The sequence below is a fragment of the Janthinobacterium sp. SUN128 genome (genome assembly GCF_030587275.1).
In the GTDB taxonomy this organism is placed as follows: Bacteria; Pseudomonadota; Gammaproteobacteria; order Burkholderiales; family Burkholderiaceae_D; genus Janthinobacterium; species Janthinobacterium lividum.
On record NZ_JAPWHY010000001.1, the window covers coordinates 594,721 to 616,425 of the forward strand.

The 21,705-nt window shown below is 64.3% G+C and carries 17 protein-coding genes; 11 read left to right on the forward strand and 6 right to left on the reverse strand.

Annotated elements, in window-relative coordinates; all coding sequences use genetic code 11:
* Positions 1-8 precede the first annotated feature (8 nt).
* The 5 genes from O3297_RS02855 to O3297_RS02875 all read right to left on the reverse strand — a co-directional run bounded on the left by O3297_RS02855 (position 9) and on the right by O3297_RS02875 (position 7,389).
* Positions 9-4,064, reverse strand: coding sequence for a Pls/PosA family non-ribosomal peptide synthetase (locus O3297_RS02855; protein WP_305047687.1), 4,056 nt, complete (start codon positions 4,062-4,064; stop codon positions 9-11).
* Between the two features lie 148 nt (positions 4,065-4,212).
* Entirely contained in the window at positions 4,213-4,920 is a 708-nt protein-coding gene (locus O3297_RS02860; protein WP_151094259.1) for an anaerobic ribonucleoside-triphosphate reductase activating protein, read from the reverse strand.
* A complete protein-coding gene (gene nrdD / locus O3297_RS02865) occupies positions 4,910-5,110 on the reverse strand; it encodes an anaerobic ribonucleoside-triphosphate reductase (protein WP_092712624.1) in 201 nt (66 codons plus the stop codon). The genes O3297_RS02860 and nrdD overlap by 11 nt, the downstream gene beginning before the upstream one ends.
* On the reverse strand, positions 5,107-6,855 hold the full coding sequence (locus O3297_RS02870) for a ribonucleoside triphosphate reductase (RefSeq protein WP_151094261.1): 1,749 nt from the start codon (positions 6,853-6,855) through the stop codon (positions 5,107-5,109). Before O3297_RS02870 ends, nrdD begins: the two co-directional genes overlap by 4 nt.
* 123 nt (positions 6,856-6,978) lie before the next feature.
* Positions 6,979-7,389 (reverse strand): hypothetical protein, encoded by a 411-nt coding sequence (locus O3297_RS02875; protein WP_305047688.1) that lies wholly within the window; start codon positions 7,387-7,389, stop codon positions 6,979-6,981.
* A gap of 165 nt (positions 7,390-7,554) precedes the next feature.
* On the opposite strand from O3297_RS02875, the gene O3297_RS02880 reads away from it, so the two are divergent.
* From O3297_RS02880 to O3297_RS02890, 3 genes are read left to right on the forward strand one after another with little or no spacing between them, the layout of a single operon-like run.
* A complete protein-coding gene (locus tag O3297_RS02880; protein WP_034783049.1) occupies positions 7,555-8,589 on the forward strand; it encodes a peptidase U32 family protein in 1,035 nt (344 codons plus the stop codon).
* A 9-nt stretch (positions 8,590-8,598) separates the two neighbouring features.
* Positions 8,599-9,495, forward strand: coding sequence for a U32 family peptidase (locus O3297_RS02885; protein ID WP_034783050.1), 897 nt, complete (start codon positions 8,599-8,601; stop codon positions 9,493-9,495).
* Positions 9,496-9,515: 20 nt separating this feature from the next.
* Complete coding sequence (locus O3297_RS02890) at positions 9,516-10,043, forward strand: SCP2 domain-containing protein (protein ID WP_081345836.1); 528 nt, start codon at positions 9,516-9,518, stop codon at positions 10,041-10,043.
* Between the two features lie 30 nt (positions 10,044-10,073).
* Here O3297_RS02890 and O3297_RS02895 read toward each other — a convergent pair whose 3' ends face one another.
* On the reverse strand, positions 10,074-10,337 hold the full coding sequence (locus O3297_RS02895) for a heavy-metal-associated domain-containing protein (RefSeq protein WP_070259219.1): 264 nt from the start codon (positions 10,335-10,337) through the stop codon (positions 10,074-10,076).
* A gap of 248 nt (positions 10,338-10,585) precedes the next feature.
* On the opposite strand from O3297_RS02895, the gene O3297_RS02900 reads away from it, so the two are divergent.
* The 8 genes from O3297_RS02900 to O3297_RS02935 all read left to right on the forward strand — a co-directional run bounded on the left by O3297_RS02900 (position 10,586) and on the right by O3297_RS02935 (position 21,705).
* Complete coding sequence (locus O3297_RS02900; protein WP_305047689.1) at positions 10,586-11,452, forward strand: ABC transporter substrate-binding protein; 867 nt, start codon at positions 10,586-10,588, stop codon at positions 11,450-11,452.
* 261 nt (positions 11,453-11,713) lie between these two features.
* Entirely contained in the window at positions 11,714-13,396 is a 1,683-nt protein-coding gene (gene aspT, locus O3297_RS02905; RefSeq protein ID WP_305047690.1) for an aspartate-alanine antiporter, read from the forward strand.
* 56 nt (positions 13,397-13,452) lie between these two features.
* Positions 13,453-15,141 (forward strand): aspartate-alanine antiporter, encoded by a 1,689-nt coding sequence (aspT, locus tag O3297_RS02910; RefSeq protein ID WP_070279039.1) that lies wholly within the window; start codon positions 13,453-13,455, stop codon positions 15,139-15,141.
* Positions 15,142-15,197: 56 nt separating this feature from the next.
* Positions 15,198-16,808, forward strand: coding sequence for a bifunctional aspartate transaminase/aspartate 4-decarboxylase (locus O3297_RS02915; protein ID WP_151094271.1), 1,611 nt, complete (start codon positions 15,198-15,200; stop codon positions 16,806-16,808).
* Positions 16,809-16,985: 177 nt separating this feature from the next.
* Positions 16,986-18,395, forward strand: coding sequence for a TolC family protein (locus tag O3297_RS02920; RefSeq protein ID WP_305047691.1), 1,410 nt, complete (start codon positions 16,986-16,988; stop codon positions 18,393-18,395).
* A gap of 2 nt (positions 18,396-18,397) precedes the next feature.
* Positions 18,398-19,372, forward strand: a complete 975-nt coding sequence (locus O3297_RS02925; protein ID WP_305047692.1) for an HlyD family secretion protein — start codon at positions 18,398-18,400, stop codon at positions 19,370-19,372.
* 6 nt (positions 19,373-19,378) lie between these two features.
* The gene (locus tag O3297_RS02930; protein WP_305047693.1) at positions 19,379-20,560 is read left to right on the forward strand and encodes an ABC transporter permease; all 1,182 of its coding nucleotides are present in this window, start codon (positions 19,379-19,381) and stop codon (positions 20,558-20,560) included.
* Positions 20,557-21,705, forward strand: coding sequence for an ABC transporter permease (locus O3297_RS02935; RefSeq protein WP_305047694.1), 1,149 nt, complete (start codon positions 20,557-20,559; stop codon positions 21,703-21,705). Before O3297_RS02930 ends, O3297_RS02935 begins: the two co-directional genes overlap by 4 nt.

Below are 21,705 nucleotides of genomic sequence, written 5' to 3' on the forward strand. Positions count from 1 at the left end.
ATCATCCATCAGCTGCGCAGCGGCGCCGCCGGGCAGCCGGCCCAGTTGCTGCCGGCGGGGATGTGTTCGCCCTTCATCACCAGGGTCAAGGGGCCCAGGCGCGCGTTGTCGCCCACCTTGGCGCTGTACAGCACGGAGCTGCGCGGGCCCATGTAGACGCGCTGGCCGATTTCCACATGGTCGATCTTCATCACGCGGTCTTCGAACAAATGCGTTTGCGGGCAGGTCAGCGCGTTCAATTCGCTGTAATCGCCGATGTGCACGCAGTCGAATTCCGTGATGTCGGTCGTATCCATGTAGACGCCGCGGCCGATCTTGCAGCCGAACAGGCGGAAGGCCAGCGGCAGCCACGGCGTGCCGCGCAGGTAGCGCATGAAGTTGGGTACGGCGATGCCTTCGTACAGGTTGGTCACGCCTTCCGAAATCCACACGAACGGCGTCCACATGGGCGCCGCGTGCTTGCGGTAGCGTCCCAGCAGCAGCCACTTGAACAGCACCACCACCAGGAAATTGCCGATGCCGTAGGCCAGGCCGGCAATCGCCAGGTCGCCCACCACTTCGCCCCAGCGTCCCGCCCCCGCGATCGGCATCACGTCCAGCACCAGGGTGTAGCCGACGGCGATCACCACCGCGTGCGGCGCGACGATGCGGAACGCTTCGATCAGGCTGCGGCCCAGGCGGCGCAGCAAGGACGGCTTGAAGGTCAGGTGCTCGGCAAAGCCGCTGACCTGTTCGCGCGCGGGCAAATGCATGGGCGGGGAGCCCAGCCAGGTGTCGCCGCTGTGCATCTGCTCATTGCGCGGCGCATGCGTGTGCACGCCGATCAGCACGTGTTCGGGCAGCGTGGTGCCGTCCGGGATGTAGCTGCCATTGCCGACAAAGCTGCGGTGCGAGATGACGGTGGGGCGCATGGTCATCCAGCCGCCGTCGATCTGCTCGTCGCCCAGCATGACGGCGTCGGCGATGAAGGTGTCGTCGCCCAGGGTCAGCATGTCGGGCACCACGCCCAGCGCCGTGGAAATCTCGGCCCCCTTGCCCACCTTGGCGCCCAGCAGGCGGTACCAGTACGGCGCGTACACGGTGGCGTAGATGCCGTGCAGGACGTTCAGGCTCGATTCCTGGATATGGCTGACCAGCCACTTGGCGCAATAGATATTGCTGTGCACGGGCGAGCTGCCCGGCTTCAAGCGGGGCAGCGCACCCCAGCGGATGGCGGCCGACAGCAAGGCCGTGAGCACGATCAGCACGGCGCTGGCGGGGAAGGCCAGCAGGAAGTAGCGGGCCAGCTGGGTCGTCACGTCGCGTCCCTGCAGCCACGGCATCATTTCGCGCTCGTCGAACCAGTCGATCAGCACGAAGCTGGGGAAGACGGGCATGAAGAACAGCACGGCGATCAAGACCATGCCGAAGCAGAAGAACACGGTTTCGCCCGTCAGGCGCAGGCGCGAGACGGCGGGGCGCGGCGGCTGGCTGGCAACGTCAAACGCGCCTATGTCGCGCGCGGGGGAACCCGTGTACACGCGTCCGGCGGGTACCGCCGCGCCATCGGCCAGCGCTGACTGGCCCTCCAGGTGGCCGAACGCGCCCACGCTGGTATTGCCTTCCATGATAGCGTAAGAGCTGATGCAGGCATCGTCGTCGATGCGGATCTGGCCCAGCAACAGGCGGCCCCGCTCGACCCTGGCGTTTTCAAAGTTGACGGCATTGCCCACGCTGACGTTGTCGCCGATGGACAGCAGGTCGGGCGCGCGCAGGGTCATCGAACCGATGACGACTTCCTTGCCCACTTTCGCGCCGAGCGCGCGCAGCCACCAGCTATTCAGGGACGAGCCGCTGAGCAGGTAGGCGGGCGCCGATTCGACCAGGCGGTCGGCCAGCCACCAGCGGTAATACGTGACGCCCCACAGCGGATAGCTGCCCGGTTTCAAACGTCCGGCGATCAGCCACTTGCCGGCAATCGCAATGGCAAATTCGGCCAGGGTCGCCAGCAGGAACACGCCGATCGAGGCGGCGATGGCGCGCGGCACGGTATCTCCCGTGTCGCCCGTGAAGAAGTGGTAGGTGAAGAAGGGCGCCATCCACTGCGCCATGCGCAGGGTGACGAGGCCAGGCACGGCTGCCGCCTGCGCGGCGCCGCAGATCCAGCGCTTCAGGGTGGACGGCGGCGTCCACTCCGCCTCCGGCGTGGCCAGCGCGGGCGCCTCGCTCAAGACGGCGGCGATCTTGTCGATCTGCCGGTTCTGGTAAATGTCGCGCACCGTCATGTGGGCGTAGGCCGGATCCGCGCGCAGGGCGGAGGCCAGGCGCGCGGCCAGGAAGGAGTGGCCACCGAGGTCGCTGAAAAAGTCCAGCTGGCGCAAAATCGCCTGGCCCGGGAACAGCTTGGCCAGGGCCGCGAACAGGGCCGCTTCGGCCGGCGTTTCCGGCACGTCCGATTCGCCTGCCTCGCCTGCCGGCGGCGCGGACAATGGCATGGCCTTCAAGGCCTTCCTGTCGATTTTTCCCGAGGTCAGGCGCGGCATCAGCGGCAGCAATTCAAAACGGCCCGGCACCATGTAGGGTGGCAAATGCAGGTTCAGGGCCGCGCGCAGGGTCTTTGCCGCCAGGGCGTCCTCGGACGCCTCCTCGCTGCCGACGATGTAGGCCACCAGTTGGTCGATGCCGTCATCCTTGCGCAGCAACACGGCCACCGTGCCCACGCCCGGCTGCTGCGCCAGCACGGCTTCGATCTCGCCCAGCTCCACGCGGAAGCCGCGAATTTTCACCTGGTCGTCGGCGCGGCCCAGGCACAGCACCTGGCCGTCGGCATCGATGCGCGCCAGGTCGCCCGTGCGGTACAGGCGCGCATCATCGTCGCTGGCCGCCCATGGATTGGGCAGGAATTTTTCCACCGTCAGGTCGGGCCGGCCCAGGTAGCCCTCGGCCAGGCCGGGGCCGATGATGCACAATTCTCCCGTCTCGCCCCTTGGCAGCAGGGCCAGGGGACGGTTTTCTCCCGCTTCGGCCACCTGCAGCACCAGCAAGCCGTAGTTGGGCAGCGGCGTGCCGATGGTCACCGGTTCGCCGGGCCGCAACCGCGCCAGGCTGCACGAGACGGTCGCCTCCGTGGGGCCATAGGTGTTGAACATGGCGCGGCCAGGGCGCGACCAGCGCTCGACCAGGGACTCGGGGCACATCTCGCCGCCCAGGTTGATCAGGCGCAGGCTCGGCACTTCCTCGGCGAACAGGGCCAGCAGGGTCGGCACGGCGTGCAGCACGGTGACCTTGTTTTCGGCCAGCGCGCGCGGCAAGGCTTCAGGGTCGCCCGAGATATCCTTGGGGCCCAGCCACAGGGTGGCGCCCACCAGGTAGGCGATCCAGATTTCCTCGAACGACATGTCGAAGGCGACGGAAAAGCCCTGGTAGACGGTGTCGTCTTGCGTCACTTCCAGCACGGCGTTTTCGCTGCGCAGGAAGTGGCAGATGCTGCGTTGATTGATCAGGATGCCCTTCGGTTTGCCCGTGGAGCCGGAGGTGTAGATCACATAGGCCGGGTGTTCGGGCAGCACGGCGCCGCGCGCGGGCAGCACTTCGCTCGGCGCGGCGGGCGCCAGCAGGCTTTCCGCCGTCCACACGGGACGCTGGACGCCGGCATCAAACAGGCGAGGCGCGAACTGCTGGCAGCTGACGACGCCGGCACCGCTGGCATCATCGAGGCACACTTGCAGGCGCTCGACGGGCGTGTCTTCATCGACGGGCAGCCAGGCGGCGCCCGCCTTGGCGATGGCCGCCTGCATCAGCAGCAGATGGGCGCCGCGTGGCAGCCACAGGCCCACGATGTCGCCCGGCTTGACGCCGGCCGCCACCAGGCGCGACGCCGCCAGGCCCGCCTGCGCATCGAGTTCCGCATACGTGATGCGGCGCGCGCCATCGATCAGGGCGATTTGCTGCGGGCAGCGGCGTGCCGTCGCTTCCAGCAGGTCGGCCAGCACTTCCTCGCGCAGCAGATCCGGTCGCGGCGGGCCGTACAGGATGTCGGCGTGGGTGGAGGGAGTGCCTGGGCTGACTGCGGTGAAATCGTTCATGGATGACGCTTATCTGTAATGCGGAGTGAAGAATCTGATGGGCTGCGCACGGCGCGCGGCACAGTTGATACATTACAGCACGCAAGACATTTCAGCGTTGCAGAACGGGGAATTTTGTAGAGCTTTCAGCAATTATGTGGCGGCAGGATCAACCGCCATGATTACGGAATGTAAATCGCGGAAACATGGCGCCGATTTGCGCCAAGGTATGCGCCGCCGGATAGCCGTGCAGGGGGCGGCCGGACAGCGCCGCGTCCGCGCAGCCTTCGGCGCGGAATTGCTGCAGCACGTAGTTGTCGACGCCTTTCGCGGCCAGGGTGGTGGCCAGGGACAGCAACTGCTCGTCCGGCAGCAGATCCGGGTGGGTGGTGGTGCGGCATTCGTAGGCGACGCCGCTGGCGAGGATGGCGTCCAGGCAGGCGCGCGCCGGGTCGCCGCTGCCGGCCACGCGGGTCACATGACGATAGTCGGCAAACGGCGCCTTGATGTCGAAGCCGACCCAGTCGACCAGGGGCAGCACTTCCTGCAGGCGCTGCGGATAGATGCAGGCCGTGTGCAGGCCGATGCCGAACCCCAGTTCCCTGACGTCCTGCATGGCCCGCCCCAGCGCCGGGTCCATGCACGCTTCGCCGCCGCTGAAGACGACGGCGTCGACCAGGCCTATGCGGCGGCGCAGCCAGGTCAACACGTCGTGCCAGGGCATGGCGCCTTCCGGCGTGCGCGCCTGCAGGTGAGGATTGTGGCAATAGCCGCAACGCCAGGGGCAGCCCTGCACGAACACCACGGCCGCCAGCTTGCCAGGGTAGTCGGTGGCGGAAAAGGGCGTCAGGCCGCCCACTTTCAAATCAGCCGCCATGGCAGGCGGGCTGGCCAACCCGGGCGCTCGCTTCCGTAAAGTACTGGCGCTCGTGGAATTCGCCCTGCTTGCCGATGTTGAACGAGGCGACGGGGCGGTGATAGCCCATCACGCGGGTCCAGATTTCGCAGCGCTGGCGTTCGGTGTCGAGCAGGGTGATGGCGGGAGTGAAGTCGGGACGTGCGTTCATGGCGTTTCCTTGAGTGGGTGAGCGAGATCGGACTGCTTGCGCGCGATCAGTTCCGCGTCGCAGGTGGGACAGAATTCATGTTTGCCGGCCAGGTAGCCGTGGCGCGGGCAGATGGAAAACGTGGGCGTGACCGTGATGTAGGGCAGCGAGAAGCGGCTCAGGGCGCGTTTCACCAGCTCGCGGCAGGCATTCGCGTCCGACAGCGCTTCCGTCATGTACAGGTGCAGCACCGTGCCGCCCGTGTACTTGCGCTGCAGCGCGTCCTGCAATTCCAGCGCCTCGAACGGGTCGTCCGTATGGCCGACGGGCAGCTGCGACGAATTCGTGTAGTACGGGTTGTCGACCGTGCCCGCCTGCAGGATGGCGGGGAAGCGCTTGCGGTCTTCGCGGGCGAAGCGGTAGGTCGTGCCTTCGGCCGGCGTCGCTTCCAGGTTGTACATATGGCCCGTCTCTTCCTGGAATTGCACCATGCGGGCGCGCACGTGGTCGAGCAGGCGCACGGCCAGCGCATGGCCCTCGGGACTCGTGATGTCATGGGCGTCGCCGCTGAAATTGCGGATCATTTCGTTGATGCCGTTCACGCCCAGGGTGGAGAAGTGGTTGCGCAGTGTGCCAAGGTAGCGCTTCGTGTACGGGAACAGGCCTTGCTGCATCAGTTCCTCGATGGTGCGGCGCTTGATTTCCAGGCTGGTCTTGCCCAGTTCCAGCAGGCGGTCCAGGTCCGCCATCAGGGCTGGCTCGTCGCCGCGCCATCGGTGGCCCAGGCGCGCGCAGTTGATCGTCACCACGCCCAGGGAACCCGTCTGCTCGGCGGAACCGAACAGGCCGTTGCCCCGTTTCAGCAGTTCGCGCAAGTCCAGCTGCAAGCGGCAGCACATGGAGCGGATCATGTTCGGCTTGAGTTCCGAATTGATGAAGTTCTGGAAGTAGGGCAGGCCGTAGCGGGCCGTCATCTCGAACAGGCGTTCGGCGTTTTCGCTATGCCAGTCGAAATCCTCGGTGATGTTATAGGTGGGGATGGGGAAGGTGAAGACTCTGCCCTTGGCATCGCCCGCCATCATGATCTCGATGTAGGCGCGGTTGATCATGTCCATCTCCACCTGCAGCTCGCCATAGCTGAAATCCATCTCCTGGCCGGCGATGACGGGAATCTGCTCGCGCAAGTCGTCCGGGCAGGCCCAGTCGAAGGTGAGGTTGGTGAACGGCGTCTGCGTGCCCCAGCGCGATGGCACGTTGAGGTTGAAGATCAGCTCCTGCATGTACTGGCGCACGTCTTCGTAGCGCAGGCTGTCCTTGCGGATGTAGGGTGCCATGTAGGTGTCGAAGGAGCTGAACGCCTGCGCGCCGGCCCACTCGTTTTGCAGGGTGCCGAGAAAATTGACGATCTGGCCGATGGCGCTCGACATGTGCTTGGGCGGACCTGATTCGATCTTGCCCGGCACGCCATTCAAGCCTTCGTGCAGCAGGGTGCGCAGCGACCAGCCGGCGCAATAGCCGGCCAGCATGTCGAGGTCGTGGATGTGCAGCGCCGCTTCGCGGTGCGCCGCGCCCACTTCCGGCGGATAGACCTGGTCCAGCCAGTAGTTGGCGATGACCTTGCCCGACACGTTGAGTATCAGGCCGCCCAGCGAGTAGCCCTGGTTGGCGTTGGCGTTGACACGCCAGTCGCGCCGCTCCAGGTATTCATTGATGGACGCGGCGACATCGACCTGGCCGCGTGTGGGGGAAACTGCATTTGTCGTCATGAAACCTCCAATAAACACAACATGCGGTGTTTTTATGGAGGTTAATCACTAAATATAGTGGCGTCAAAGGGCGCGTGCAGTTGCGTGACGAATCCTTGATGCAGGTGAAAAAAGCGCCCCCGTTTACTTTTTCGCGCGGCCCCGGCGCAGGATGAAGCAGCTCAGGCCAAAGTACGCGGCGGCGCAGACGGCGATGCTGATGGCGGAGGCGGGCAGCACGTGCGCCCAGATTTCCAGCGGCGAGAAGGTGCTCCAGCTGGCGACGCGGATATCGAAGGTGACGTAGTTCGCCAGCAGCCAGTAGACGGCCAGCAGTCCCGTGCAGATGGCGGCCTGGCGCATCGGCGGCATGGCGCGGCGCGCGAAGACGGCTTGCAGGAACAGCAGCAGCACGCCCGGATACGCGCCCAGTATCTCGGGCGACAGGATGGAGAGCTTTTCTTCGACATAGCCGTCGGCGGGCGCGGCCCACTGCACTTGCAGCACGGTGAGGAACAGGGTGAGCAGGAAGATCAGCAGCGGTTTGCGGGGCATGGCGGGCAATCGAAGAGGGAGAAAAGTGGGGCATTTTACAGCCAGGTCAAGCAAGTTGAACGCGCGCCAGCCATGCATGCATTCCTTCACCTGCGTCAAGGACTGGCCAGCATGGGCGGGGCTATAGTCTGCACCCTGAGCCGATACAGGACTGTGAATATCATGATGCTTGAATCAACCACCGCCACCCGAGTGGCCGGACCGCTGGAACTGGTCTGCCCCGCCGGCAGCCTGCCCGCCTTGAAAGCAGCCGTCGACAATGGCGCCGACACCGTTTACCTGGGCTTTCGCGACGCCACCAATGCGCGCAATTTCGCCGGCCTCAATTTCGACGAGAAGGCCATCGCCGAGGGCGTGCGCTACGCCCACCAATATGGGCGCAAGGTGCTGCTGGCGCTGAATACCTATCCGCAGCCGCACAACTGGGCCGTGTGGCGCAGCGCCATCGATCGCGCCGCGCAGGCCGGCATCGACGCCATGATCGTGGCCGATCCGGGCCTGATGGCCTACGCAAGTGAGCATCACCCGCAGCTGCGCCTGCACCTGTCCGTGCAGGGCTCGGCCACCAACTACGAGGCCATCAATTTTTACCATGAGCACTTCGGCATCGCCCGCGCCGTGCTGCCGCGCGTGCTGTCGATGGCGCAGGTGGAGCAACTGATCGCCAAGACGGAAGTCGAGATCGAGGTCTTCGGCTTCGGCTCCCTGTGCGTGATGGTCGAAGGGCGTTGCGCGCTGTCGTCGTATGCGACGGGCGAGGCGCCGAATACCCATGGCGTGTGCTCGCCGGCGAAATCCGTGCGTTGGCTGGAAACGCCGAACGGCCTCGAATCGCGCCTGAACGGCGTGCTGATCGACCGCTATGCGCCCGGCGAAAACGCCAGCTATCCCACCCTGTGCAAGGGCCGTTTCGAAGTCAATGATGAAGAGTATTACGCCATCGAGGAGCCGGCCAGCCTGAATACCCTGGCGCTGCTGCCGCAACTGATCGCTATGGGCGTGCGGGCCGTGAAGATCGAAGGACGCCAGCGCAGCCCCGCCTACGTGGCGCAGGTGACGCGCGTGTGGCGCGAGGCGATCGACGCCTGCCGCGAAGGCAATGCGCGCTACGCCGTCAAGCCGGGCTGGATGGCGGCCATGGACAAGCTGGCCGAAGGCCAGCAGCACACATTAGGTGCTTACCACAGATCTTGGAAATAGAGGATGAACATGCTGAAGCTTTCACTGGGCCCCTTGCTGTACTACTGGCCGCGCGCCACCGTCTTCGAGTTTTACCAGCAGATCGCCGGCACCGCCGTCGATATCGTGTACCTGGGCGAAACCGTCTGCTCGCGCCGGCATGAGGTGCGCCTGGCCGACTGGCTCGATATCGCCGACATGCTGGCCGCCGCCGGCAAGGAAGTGGTGCTGTCGACGCAGGCGCTGATCGAGGCGGGCGCCGAACTGGCGACCCTGCGCCGCATCACGGGCAATGGCCGCTACGGCGTCGAGGCCAACGACATGGGCGCCGTGCACTGCATGGAAAAGGGTACCTCCTTCGTCGCCGGTCCCCATTTGAACCTGTTCAATGGCCCCAGCCTGCAACTGCTGGCGCGCCTGGGTGCGCGGCGCTGGGTGATGCCGCTGGAAATGGGGCAGACGGCGCTGGCCGAGATGCAGCGCCAGAAGCCGGAAGGGCTGGAGACGGAAGTCTTCGCCTACGGCCGCATGCCGCTGGCGTTTTCCGCGCGCTGCTTCACGGCGCGCAACCGCAACCTGCCGAAGGACGATTGCGGCTACAGCTGCCTGGAAGAGCCGGACGGCCTGCTGCTGCGCACGCGCGACGAAGTGCCATTCCTGGTACTGAATGGCACGCAGACGCAGTCGGCGCTGGTCTACAACCTGGTGCGAGAACTCGACGCCATGCGCGACATGGGCGTGGCGGTGGCGCGCATCAGCCCGCAAGCCATGCATACGGAACAAGTCATCGCCATCTTCGACCGCGCCCGCCGCGGCCAGGTCAGCGGCATCGGCGCCCAGGCCCAGCTGGCGGCCTGCCAGCCGGCCGGCGCCTGCGACGGCTACTGGCACGGCCAGCCCGGCATGGAACAGCACGCCGCACATTGAACGCATCGAAAGGAAGCACCATGCAAGATCAACTGGAAAGATTGCCGATCCCGGCCAAGCCTCCCATGAGCAAGCCCGGCGTGTCGTACCGCTTGCCGGAACCGCTGGCCGAATTGCTGTCCAAGCTGCCCCCGTATCCCGCCTCCTGGCTGTTCGTGCAGGGCTTGAACCGCCTGCTGGCGCCGCAATTGCCCGACGACGTGCGGCGCAGCCTGGAAGGGCGCAGCCTGCGCTTGCGGTTGCTGGACGCCGGCATCGCCTTCGATTTCGAGTGGCAGGGCACGGTGTTCGTGGCCGAGCGCTATGTCGACGTGCCGGACCTGTGCATCGCGGCCAGCGTGCATGATTTGATGCTGCTGGCGCGGCGCCACGAAGATCCGGACACCCTGTTCTTCAGCCGCCGTTTGAGCCTGGAAGGCGATACGGAACTGGGCTTGCTGTTCAAGAATACGCTCGACGCCATCGAGTTGCCGCCGTTCGACCTGCAGGCGCTGGGACCGCGCCGCGTGCTGGCGCATCTGCGCGACCGGGGCGCGCGCGAAGGCTGAGCGGCGAAGGGAAGGGGGGGGGGCAGGCGCTCAGTGGCGGCAGTGGCCGCAAGCGCCGCTGCACGATGCCAGCTGTTCTTCATCCGTCGCTTCGCCCATGAAGCCGGCGTCGTTGACGGCGGCCAGCAGGCGTTCCTGCGTGGCCAGACGTTCGTCGAATTGCACCGTGGCGCCGTGCCGCGCCAGCGAGACGCACACGGTGCTCACGCCCGTAACGGCTTCGAGCGCGCCCGTCAGCCTGTCGGCGCAGCCTTCGTGATCCATCCCGATAATATTCAAGCGCGCTGTCTGCATGTGTTCCTCTTGTTTTTCAAATAAAAAAACAGCGTAGGCGAGGGGCGCGCATGCCGTCCAGAGCAGCACGCAAGATTTATTTTCTATTTGCGGTTTTGTTGATCTGGATTAACTCCAGCCTCTCTGCTGCAGTCTGAAACTGCTGTTGTTTTGTACACAGTTTCCACATTCCAGTCGACAAGCGTGCTCTGCTGCGAGATACTGTCATTCTGATAAGAACGCTATGAATGCGCTGGAAAGGAGGGGCCATGCGGCGCCGCCCCCTGCTCAAGCTTGCCGCCCTGTGGCCGTTGGGCGCGGCCATCGGCGCGGTGCCGCCGCTGCCGCTCGTGTATCCGCGCCATCAGGCGCTCGACGATCCGCAGCAAGGCTATGTGACGGCCTTGCTGCAGCAGGCGCTGGCCCGTTCGGGCCAGGCCTATGCCTTGCGCCGCTCCGCACTGCGCATGGTGCAGACGCGCGCCATGCAGGAAATCGCCATGGCGTCGGGCACCGTTGATGTCGTCTGGGCGATGACGAGCCGCGCGCGCGAAACGCAATTGTTGCCAGTGCGCATCCCCATCGACCGCGGCCTCATCGGCTGGAGAGTGGCACTGATCCAGGCGCGCCAGCCGCAACTGCTGCGCGACGTGCGCAGCATTGCCGCCCTGGCGCGGCTGTCGGCCGGCCAGATGCGCGACTGGCCCGACTCCGCCATCCTGCAGGCGAATGGCTTGCGCCTCGATACGTCGAGCACCTATGAGGGCCTGTTCCAGCAACTGGCGGCGGGGCGCATCGATTACTTTCCCCGTTCCGTGATCGAGGCGCAAAGCGAGCTGGCGAGCCACGCGCAATTGCCGCTGGCGCTGGACACTCACCTGGTCATCCGCTACCCGGCCGCGCTGTACTTTTTTGTCGGCAAGCACCGGCCGGAACTGGCGCGCCACATTGAAACGGGACTGGAAACCATGCTTGCCGACGGCAGTTTCGCGCAGCTGTTCCAGCGCCATTTCGGCCGCCTCGCGCAGGGCCTGAATCTGTCCCGGCGCCACGTGCTGGAACTGGCCAATCCCGACTTGCCGGAGGAGACACCGCTGGCGCGCAAGGCACTTTGGTATCGTCCAAGACATTACTAATGGTTTTGTTGATCAGTGTCAAACAAGTGCTTCAATCGTGCGCAGGGTGTTTGATGAAAAGCAAAGCAAGTTCAACAGAACACCTGTTGACACTTGTAAAATTTTCACCGAACATGATTCCTCGTAACAACATTTCTCCGGCGTAAGCGTTTAGCGCAGGTGCCGTGCAGGATCCGTGCGCCCGTTCAACAGCCAGCTGCCGTCAGCCGCCGAACGCTCTGTTCTCTTGTAACCATCCGTTATCTTTTCGAAGGTTTTTCCATGCTCGATTCGATCACGTCCGTATTGCACCAGGTGCCGGAACTGGCCCTGTTCCTGGCGCTGGGGCTGGGCTACGCGGTAGGGCAGATACGCTTCGGCCCGATCCAGCTGGGCGGCGTGTGCGGCACCCTGATCGCCGCGCTGCTGATCGGCCAACTGGGCATCACCCTGGACGCCAGCGTCAAGAATGTCTTCTTCATGCTGTTCATCTTTGCCCTCGGCTATGCGGGCGGTCCCCAGTTCTTTGCCAACCTGAATGCCAAGGGCTTGCGATTAGGGCTGCTGTGCCTGATCGAAGTGGTGGTGGTGCTGGCGCTGGTGCTGCTGGCCACGCGTTTCCTGGGCCTGGACCAGGGTACGGCGGCCGGCATGATGGCGGGCGCGGCGACGGAATCGGCCGTCGTCGGCACGGCCACGGACGCCATCTCGAAACTGGCGCTGCCGGCGGCCCGCATCGCCGAGCTGCAGGCCAACGTCGTCACCGCGTATTCCATCACCTATATCTTCGGTCTGATCGCCATCGTCATTGTCACCAGCCAGATCTTTCCGCTGTTGTTGCGCGTCAACCTGCGCGAAGAAGCCGATAAATTGTGGGAAAAGATGGGCGGCGCGCAGACCGATGGCGACGGCGTGCAGGCGACGCCGGAAATGGTGGGCCGCGCTTACCGCATCAGCCGTGGCGCGGGACGCCGTCTCGATGCCTTGCAGCATATTTTTGCGGGCCGCGCCAGCATCACGCGCGTGCGCCGGCACGGCAAGGTATTGCCTTTGGAACCGGAACTTCGCTTGCGCAACAACGACGAAGTGCTGGTGATCGGCCACCGTCCCGCGCTGGTGGCTGCCGAAGCCATCCTGGGCGAGGAATTTGCCGACACGACGGGCTTGAACATGGCTGTCTCGGCCGTCGAAGTGGTGCTGCAGCAAGCCGCGCTGGTCGGCCAGCCCTTGCGCCAGCTGGCCTTGCCTTCCGGCGTGCACGTGGCGGCCGTCGTTCGTGGCGAACACAGCATGCCGCCGCTGCCTGATCTTTCCTTGCAGCGCGACGACGTGCTGCGCCTGTACGGCACGACGGAAGGACGCGAGCTGAACACGGCGCTGGCCGCCATCGGCAAGCGCGTGCCCACGGGCGACCGCAGCAATATTGTCTACGCCAGCATCGGCATCGTGCTGGGCGTGTATATCGGCGGCTTTTCCGCCAAGCTGGGCGGCATTCCGTTTTCGCTGGGCACGGGCGGCGGCGCCTTGCTGACGGGCCTCGTGTTCGGCTGGTACCAGGCGCGCAAGCCGGGCATGCAGGGCATCCCGCACAGCGCGCTCGACATGATGAAGGATATCGGCCTGGCCACCTTCATCGCCTGCGTGGGCCTGGCGTCGGGGCCGCAGGCGATTGATCTGATCCGCCAGTACGGGCTGTCGTTGCCGCTGATGGGCGTATTGATCGCCGTCATCCCCGCCTCGCTGTCGCTGCTGGTGGGGCACTTTTTCCTCAAGCTGGAAGCGCCCGTGCTGCTGGGCGCCATCGCCGGCCAGCAGTGCAGTACGCCGGCTTTGTCCGCCGTGCAGAACGCGGCCGGTAATTCCACGCCCTTGCTGGGCTACACGATTACGTATGCCATCTCGAACGTGGTGCTGCCTCTGCTGGGGCCGCTCATCGTGGCCCTGGCCGGCTCCGTCCACGCATGAGCAGCCGGCAAGGGCACACGCAGTAAAGAATTCCTTCAACACGAAAGGCGGTCCGCATGGAATGGTTGCATGAGTTATTCAAGAAGTCGCCCGAAATTGCCTTGTTTCTCTCCCTGGCAGTGGGTTACTACATCGGCAAGATCAAGTTCGGCTCGTTCCAGCTGGGCGGGGTAGCCGGTTCACTGCTGGTGGCGGTACTCGTCAGCCAGGTGGGCGTCGCCATCGATCCAGGCGTCAAGTCGGTGCTGTTTGCCCTGTTCATCTACGCCGTTGGCTATGAAAGCGGGCCGCAATTCTTCAATTCGCTGGGGCGCCAGTCCGTGCGTGAAATCATCCTGGCCGTCGTGCTGGCCGTGACGGCGCTGCTGACGGTGGTCATCCTGGCCAAGGTGTTTGGCCTGGACAAGGGCCTGGCAGCGGGCGTGGCGGCGGGCGGCTTGACGCAGTCGGCCATCATCGGCACGGCCGGCGACGCGATCACCAAGCTGGGCCTGGCGGCCGACGAGGTGGCCCGTTTGCAGGGCAACGTGGCCGTCGGCTATGCCGTGACGTATGTGTTCGGCTCGTTTGGCGCCATCATTGTCTGCGTCAACATCTTGCCAAAGCTCATGGGCCGCACCATCCGCGAAGATGCGATCAAGGCGGAAACGGCGCTGCAGGCGGGTGTGCAAGTGCTGGGGCCGGGCCAGACGCCGGCCGCGCCTGACTTGATCGGCCGCATCTACGACGTGGGCCCCGGTGCCGGCCGCTCCGTGGCGGACATCGAAAGCGCCAATCCGAACACGGCCATCACCATCGAGCGCGTGAAACGCAATGGCCAGATCATCGACGTCAGCCCGGACCTGGTGCTGGCGGCCGACGATATCGTGCTGCTGGTGGGCCGCCGCGAAGCCATGCTCAGCGTCTCTTCCCAGCTGGGCAAGGAATTGCTTGCCGTCGAAGGCATGGAACTGGTGATGCAGCGCCGCGACATGGTGCTGACCAACAAGGCTTACCACAACAAGACGGTGGGCGAAATCCGCAGCGCCACGGCACCGGGCGTGCGCCACGGCATCTTTGTCGTGCAGCTGAGCCGCATGGGCAAGATCCTCCCCATGCAGGCGGAAACCGTCGTGCAGACGGGCGACGTGGTGACCATCTATGGCGCCGAGCAGGACGTCAAGCGCGTGGCCGCCGAAGTGGGTTACATGATCGTGCCGAGCGCCAAGACGGACTTCGTCTACATGGGCGCCGGCCTCGTCGTCGGCCTGCTGGTGGGCTTGCTGGTGGCGCGCATCGGTTCGATTCCGCTGACCCTGGGCAGCGGTGGCGGCGTGCTGCTGTCGGGCCTGGTATTCGGCTGGTTCCGCGCCAAGCGCCAGACGTTTGGCTACATGCCCAGCGGCGCCGTGCAAATCCTGAAAGATCTGGGCCTGGCCGGCTTCGTTGCCGTCGTCGGCCTCACGTCCGGCCTGCAAGCCGTGCAAACCGTGCGCGAACACGGCCTGACCCTGTTCGGCGTGGGGGTGGTGGTGACCATCTTGCCGATGATCTTGACCATGCTGATCGGCCGCTACATCTTGCGTTATGACAACGTGGCCGTATTCGCGGGCGCCTTGTCCGGCTCGCGCAGCGCCAATCCCGCGTTCGGCGAAGTGTTGAATGCGGCGCAAAACTCGATTCCCACCGTACCGTTTGCCATCACGTATGCCTTGGCCAACGTTTTCCTGACCCTGCTGGGGCCGCTGATTGTGGCCTTTGTCTGAGTCTGCATGTATGTGCAAGAACCCTGAACATTGTCAGTCTATAAGGAGTAGCAAAAATGGATTTCAGTAACCCAAGCAAACTTGCCCTGTTGAGCCCATTTGAATTGAAGGATGCGCTGATCCAGACGGCCAAGCAAAGCAACCGCCTGATGCTCAATGCGGGCCGCGGCAACCCGAATTTCCTGGCGACTACGCCACGCCATGGCTTCTTCCAGTTCGGCCAGTTCGCCATGACGGAAGCGGAGCGTTCCTATGTGTACATGGACGACGTGGGCGGTTTCCCCACGCGCGACGGCATCGAGGCGCGCTTTGAAATCTTCGTGCGCCAGCATGCGGAGACGCCGGGCGTGCACTTCATCGAGGCAGCCGTGTCGTATGTGCGCGACCAGCTGGGCTTGAGCGCGGGCGACTTCATCTATGAGATGTGCGAAGCCATCCTCGGCTGCAACTATCCCGTGCCGGACCGCATGCTGCGCCTGTCCGAGAAAATCGTCGGCCAGTATATCCACCGCGAAATGATCGGCGACCATCCATTCGTCGGCAACTTCGACATGTACGCCGTCGAAGGCGGCACGGCGGCCATGACGTATCTGTTCGCCAGCCTGAAATCGAACCACATCATCCAGGAAGGCGACACGATCGCCCTGGGCATGCCGATCTTCACGCCCTACATCGAAATTCCCCAGCTGAACGATTACAAGCTGAATACCGTGCATATCGATGCGCCGCAATCGAACAACTGGCAATTCACCAAGAAGGAGCTGGACAAGCTGCTCGATCCGAAGGTGAAGGCTTTCTTCCTCGTCAATCCCAGCAATCCGCCTTCCGTCAAGATCGATGACGAGACCCTGGAATACATCGCCAAGATCATCAAGAAGCGCCCGGACCTGATCATCCTGACCGATGACGTGTATGGCACCTTTGCCGACAATTTCGTCTCGCTGTTCGCCATTTGCCCGTTCAACACCATCCTCGTGTATTCGTTCTCGAAATACTTCGGCGCGACGGGCTGGCGCATGGGCGTGGTGGCCACGCATGAAAACAATGTGCTTGACGCCAAGATTGCCAAGTTGCCGGAAACCATCAAGAAGCAGCTCGATGCCCGCTATCACTCCATCACGACGGAGCCGCGCGAGCTGAAATTCATCGACCGCCTGGTGGCTGACAGCCGCACGGTGGCGCTGAACCACACGGCCGGCCTGTCCACGCCCGTGCAGGCGCAGATGACCTTGTTCTCCCTGTTCTCGCTGATGGATGAAGAGCAAAAGTACAAGCAGTCGATGAAACGCATCGTGCTGCGCCGCAAGGAAGCGCTGTACCGCGAACTGGGCTTGCCGATGGTGCACGACGCCAATTCCGTGCGCTACTACCACCTGCTGGACATGGAGTCGCTGGCCGCGCAGATGCATGGCGTGGAGTTTTCGCAGTGGCTGCTGAAAAAGCTCAAACCGAACGAAGCCCTGTTCCGCCTGGCCGAGGAAACGGGCGTCATCCTGCTGCCGGGCCGCGGTTTCGGCACCACGCACCCGTCCGGCCGCGTGTCGCTGGCCAACCTGAACGAATACGACTACGCCAACATCGGCCGTGCCATCCGCAACATGGCGTCCGAGTTCTTTGCCGTATTTGAAAAGGAAAAGGAGAAGGGCGGCAAGAAGGCGAAGAAGTAATTCGCCGGGTAGCTGCTTGAGCTCAACGGGCGCCCCGCAAGAGGCGCCCGTTTTTATGTGTCGGCTCCGGTAACCAATAGTGCAGGCTGGAATAGACATCCGTAGATATAATTGCTATTGTGAAAGTATAAACATGGCAACCCCGTGCTTTCCCCTCATTCATTGACTGGACGCTACATGGGCAGATTGCAAGGACACTTATCATTATTGCTGGCGGGCGCGCTGGGCGCGGCCCTGCCCGCCCTGGCGGAACCGCTGACATTCAACGAGGCGCTGCAGCAAGCGGCCAAGGCTTCGGGCGCCGTGCAGGGCGCCGCGCTCGACGTGCGCGCAAAAACACTGAAGGCGGAAGCCTTGTCGAATATCGATGGCCCTTCCGTGGACTTGACGGCGTTTCGCGGCCGTCTGTCGACGGACTTGAATATCGATACGAGCGGCTTGTCCGGCGTGGTGGGCGGCATCGAATCCGTGCTGCCGCCGATTCCTGGCTTGCCCACGCCGCATATTCCCAATTCCCTGAACCGCGAAGTGGTGACGGACCTGACCTCGTTCGGCTTGCTGGGCATGTGGCCCATCTACACGGGCGGGCGCCTGGACGCCGTCAAGGGCCTCGCTTCCAGCCTGACCCTGGCCGCGCAAGCGGAGCGCACGGAAGCGGAAGAGCAGCTGGCCACCCTGGTGGCGCAGCGCTATTTCCAGCTGCTGCTGGCCAAGCGGGTGGTGGCCGTGCGGGCCGAAGTGACGGCCGGCGTGACGCAGCACCAGCGCGACGCGGCCAAGCTGGAAAAGGGCGGCCTGATTTCGCGCGCGGAACGCTTGCGCGCCGACGTGGCCCTGGACAGCGCCCGCAGCGAGGAAGCGCAGGCGCGCAGCGACGAGGAAATCGCCCAGGTGGCGCTCGACCGTTTGCTTGCCGTCAACTCGCAAGTGCTTCCCAGCACGCCGCTGTTCGTCAACAGCTTGCCGGTGGGTACTTTGCAATCGTTCATCAGCACGGGCATGCGCGAGAATGCGAACTGGAAAAAGATCGACAGCAAGCGCGTGCAGGCCGAGCAAGCCTTGAAGCTGCACGGCAAGGAATACGCACCCACCGTCTTTGCCATCGGTAACTACAATTTGAACCGCGGCAATGAAAAGCTCGTACGTTCGAACTGGGCCATCGGCCTGGTCGTGTCCGTACCGCTCGTGCACCGCATCAATACGGGCAAGATGATTGCCGCCGCCAAGCTGGACCAGGAGCGGGTGGAAGTGGTGGCGCGCCAGGCCGAGCGCGACATTCCCACCCTGATCGAAAAGAATTGGCGCGCGCTGGAAAACGCCCGCATCCAGTACCTGTCCACGGCCTCGTCGGTGGAGCTGGCGCGCGAAAATATCCGCTTGCAAACGGTGGCCTTCCAGCAAGGGCAAGTGACGTCGCTGGAAGTGGTCGATGCGCGCCTGAACCTGGCCAAGGTCGAGACCCAGCGCGCGCAGACGGCCTATAACTATGTGATGGGGCTGGCGCAATTGCTGGAAGCGACAGGCGAGACGCAGCGCCTGGGCAGCCTGGCGGCAGCGGCCGATATCCAATTACCTGTGGACAAATAATAATGAGCACCTCCAAAAAACCCTTGGCCATAGTCGCCGCCGTCATCGTTCTGGCCTTCGTCGGCTGGGGCTTGTACCAGGCATTCCAGCCGCAGCGCCTGCCTTTGCAGGGACAGATGGATGCGCAGGAAGTCAATGTCTCGTCGAAAGTGCCGGGCAGGGTGGGCGAGCTGTACGTCAAGCTGGGCCAGACGGTGCCGAAAGGTGAGCTGCTGTTCCAGCTGACGAGCCCGGAAGTGGATGCGAAGATCGCGCAAGCGACGGCCGCCACGCAAGCGGCCGACGCCGTGGCGAAAAAAGCGGAAGCGGGGGCGCGACCGGAAGAAATCGCCGCCGCCAAGGCGAACTGGGAGCGGGCGCAGACAGGGGCCACCATCGCCAAAACCACATACACCCGCGTCAACAATATGTACGAACAAGGCGTGATCGCCCAGCAGAAACGCGACGAGGCGCAAGCCCAATGGCGCGCGGCCGACCAGCTGGCGCAAGCGGCCCGCGCGCAATATGACATGGCGCAAAAGGGTGCCCGTCCCGAAGACAAGACGGCCGCCGCCGCCCAGGCGCGCCAGGTGGGCGCCGTGCTGACGGAAGCGCAGATCGCCCTGGCCGAGACGAAGATCGCCGCGCCCGTGGCGGGCCAGGTCAGCAAGATCCAGATACAGCCGGGCGAACTGGCGCCGCAAGGTTTTCCCGTAATCACCCTGGTGAACCTCGACGACGCCTGGGCCGTGCTGCAAGTGCGCGAAGATGAAATGGCAGCGTTTTCCATGGGCAGCACGCATACGGCCAATGTGCCGGCGCTGAAACAGCAACTGAGTTTCAAGGTCAGCTCCGTGGCCGTGCTGCCGGACTTCGCCACGTGGCGCGCGGCCCGTCCGGGCGGCACGGACTTGCGCACGTTTGAAATCCGCTTGCGTCCCGCCATCAAGGTCGAGGGCTTGCGTCCGGGCATGTCGGTCGTGTTCCCGCCGCTCTGATAAGCGATGAACGAAGCGGATAAAGAGCCGGTTTCAGCGCTGGCGCGCGAGTGGCGGCGCTTGCGCGGCGACTTCTGGGATATCGGCATGCTCAGCTGGATTCCGGTGGTGCTGTGCGGCATGTTGTGGCTGGTGTTTTCCGCCGGCATCGCGCGCGACTTGCCCATCGTCGTCATCGATAACGACAATTCCACCCTGTCGCGCCAGCTCACGCGTTGGCTCGACGCCTCGCCCGGCATCGAGGTGTCGGCGAAAGTGGCGTCCAGCGACGAAGCCCTGCACCGGCTGCGCGAGCGCACGGCGTTCGGCTATCTGCTGATCCCGAACGATTTCGAGCAGAAACTGCTGGGCGGCCGGCAAGCCACCGTGCAATGGCTGTACAACGCGCAGTTTTCCTCGCACGCGGGCGCCTTGCTGCGCGACGTGCGCACGGTCAGCACGACCTTGTCGGCCGGTATCGAGATGACGGCGCGGGTAAAGAAAGGCATGTCGGGCGTGCAGGCAGCGGCCCAGTTCGAACCGATACGCACGACCTTGAACAGTTTATACAACGAAAACACCAGCTATGAAGCATTTTTGACCCTGGCCCTGATGCCGGCCATGCTGCAGATTTTCATCGTCGTTGCCGTCGTCACGAGTATCGGCCGCGAGTTGCGCGACGGCACGGTGCCGCAATGGCTGGCCTCGGCCGATGGCAGCTGGCTGCGCGCCATCGGCGCCAAGCTGCTGTTTCCCTTGCTTGCCTATTTTGCGCTGGCGCTGCTGTACTTGCTGTTCTTCAGCCTGGCGCGGGGCTGGGCCGTGGCGGGCAGTTTGCCGGCCTTGCTGCTAAGCATGCTGCTGCTGGTGCTGGCCTACTGCGGCCTGGCCACCTTGCTGATCGCCGCCACCCTGTCCATGCGTTTGGCGCTGTCCGGTGCCGCCTTCATCACGGCGCCGGCCTTTGCGTTTGCGGGCCAGGCCTTTCCCCTGATGGCCATGCCGGCGCCAGCGCGCGCCTGGGCGGAAGCCTTGCCGCTCACGCATTATCTGCAGCTGCAAACGAAATACTGGCTGGCCGGTGCACCGTGGCGCTATGGCGTGCAGGAAATGCTGATACTGGCCGGCTTTGCCATCGGTTGCGGCGCCGTGGGCGTATTCCTGCTGGCGCGCCGCGCGAATGCGCCTGCCGCCTGGGGACGCACATGATCTGGCCAGCCTTTGTCGCCACCTGGCGCGCCATGCTGACGGACAAGGGCGCGCTGACCCTGCTATTCATCGGCGGCATCATCTATTCCTTCTTCTATCCGCTGCCGTACTCGACGGAAATCGTCCAGCGCGTGCCCGTGGCCGTCGTCGACCAGGACCGCAGCGCCATGTCGCGCCAGCTGACGCGCTTCGCCATGGCCCATCCGTCGCTGCACGTGATCGCCGTCACGCCGGACTTGCCCGTTGCGCAAGATTTGCTGTGGCGCGACAAGGTCATGGGCGTCTTGATCATACCCGACGGCTTGCAGACGGACGTGCTGGCCGGCCGCGCCGCCCACGCGCAAGTGGCGGGCAATGGCTTGTATCTGATGTTGAACAAGGTGGCCCTGAACGGGCTGGCCGAAGTGGTGGGCACGGTGTCGGCCGGTATTGAACTCAAGCGTTTGGGTGCGGGCACGCCATCCGCCATCCAGGCCAACCAGCAGCGCTCGCCCATCGCCTTCGACGCCGTGCCCCTGTTTAACGTCAAGGAAGGCTATGGCGCGTATGTCGTGCCGGGCGTGGCTACGCTCATTGTGCAGCAGACCTTGCTGATCGGCATGACCATGCTGTTCGGCACCTGGTACCAGCGCAAGAGTTTCCCCGTGGCCGGCAAGCGCACGGCGGGCGGGTATATGGGCATGCTGCTGGCGTTCGCCTGCGTGGCGTTTTTGAACTGCTGCTATTTCTTCGGTTTCGTCTTCTGGTTCCAGGATTACCCCCGTGGCGGCAACTTTGGCGGCATGCTCTTGCTGCTGGTGCTGTTTTCCCTAGCGGAAGCGGCCTTCGGCATGCTGCTGGGCATGCTGTTCCGCACGCGCGAACGGGGTACGCAGCTGATGATCGCCACCTCGATGCCGGTGCTGTTCCTCGCGGGCCTGACCTGGCCCGTGTCGTCCATGCCCGTCGTGCTGCAATGGCTGCGCTGGCTGCTGCCATCGACGGCCGGCATTCAGGGTTTTGTCGCGCTCAACCAGATGGGCGCCTCGCTGTATGAAATCCGCCATGAAGTGGCGGGCTTGCTGGCCTTGCTGCTGGCCTGCGTGGCGCTGGGCTGGTGGCGCTGGCGCGCCGAGGCGCCGGCACCCGTCATCAAACAAGGATGA

Excerpts from the sequence above, each read along its gene's own strand:
- O3297_RS02900 (WP_305047689.1), top strand. The coding sequence starts at position 10,586 with ATGCGGCGCCGCCCCCTGCTCAAGCTTGCCGCCCTGTGGCCGTTGGGC.
- O3297_RS02870 (WP_151094261.1), bottom strand. The coding sequence starts at position 6,855 with ATGACGACAAATGCAGTTTCCCCCACACGCGGCCAGGTCGATGTCGCC.
- nrdD (WP_092712624.1), bottom strand. The coding sequence starts at position 5,110 with ATGAACGCACGTCCCGACTTCACTCCCGCCATCACCCTGCTCGACACC.
- O3297_RS02895 (WP_070259219.1), bottom strand. The coding sequence starts at position 10,337 with ATGCAGACAGCGCGCTTGAATATTATCGGGATGGATCACGAAGGCTGC.
- O3297_RS02915 (WP_151094271.1), top strand. The coding sequence starts at position 15,198 with ATGGATTTCAGTAACCCAAGCAAACTTGCCCTGTTGAGCCCATTTGAA.
- O3297_RS02875 (WP_305047688.1), bottom strand. The coding sequence starts at position 7,389 with ATGCCCCGCAAACCGCTGCTGATCTTCCTGCTCACCCTGTTCCTCACC.
- O3297_RS02925 (WP_305047692.1), top strand. The coding sequence starts at position 18,398 with ATGAGCACCTCCAAAAAACCCTTGGCCATAGTCGCCGCCGTCATCGTT.
- O3297_RS02885 (WP_034783050.1), top strand. The coding sequence starts at position 8,599 with ATGCTGAAGCTTTCACTGGGCCCCTTGCTGTACTACTGGCCGCGCGCC.
- O3297_RS02880 (WP_034783049.1), top strand. The coding sequence starts at position 7,555 with ATGCTTGAATCAACCACCGCCACCCGAGTGGCCGGACCGCTGGAACTG.
- O3297_RS02930 (WP_305047693.1), top strand. The coding sequence starts at position 19,379 with ATGAACGAAGCGGATAAAGAGCCGGTTTCAGCGCTGGCGCGCGAGTGG.
- aspT (WP_070279039.1), top strand. The coding sequence starts at position 13,453 with ATGGAATGGTTGCATGAGTTATTCAAGAAGTCGCCCGAAATTGCCTTG.
- O3297_RS02860 (WP_151094259.1), bottom strand. The coding sequence starts at position 4,920 with ATGGCGGCTGATTTGAAAGTGGGCGGCCTGACGCCCTTTTCCGCCACC.
- O3297_RS02890 (WP_081345836.1), top strand. The coding sequence starts at position 9,516 with ATGCAAGATCAACTGGAAAGATTGCCGATCCCGGCCAAGCCTCCCATG.
- O3297_RS02920 (WP_305047691.1), top strand. The coding sequence starts at position 16,986 with ATGGGCAGATTGCAAGGACACTTATCATTATTGCTGGCGGGCGCGCTG.
- O3297_RS02855 (WP_305047687.1), bottom strand. The coding sequence starts at position 4,064 with ATGAACGATTTCACCGCAGTCAGCCCAGGCACTCCCTCCACCCACGCC.
- O3297_RS02935 (WP_305047694.1), top strand. The coding sequence starts at position 20,557 with ATGATCTGGCCAGCCTTTGTCGCCACCTGGCGCGCCATGCTGACGGAC.
- aspT (WP_305047690.1), top strand. The coding sequence starts at position 11,714 with ATGCTCGATTCGATCACGTCCGTATTGCACCAGGTGCCGGAACTGGCC.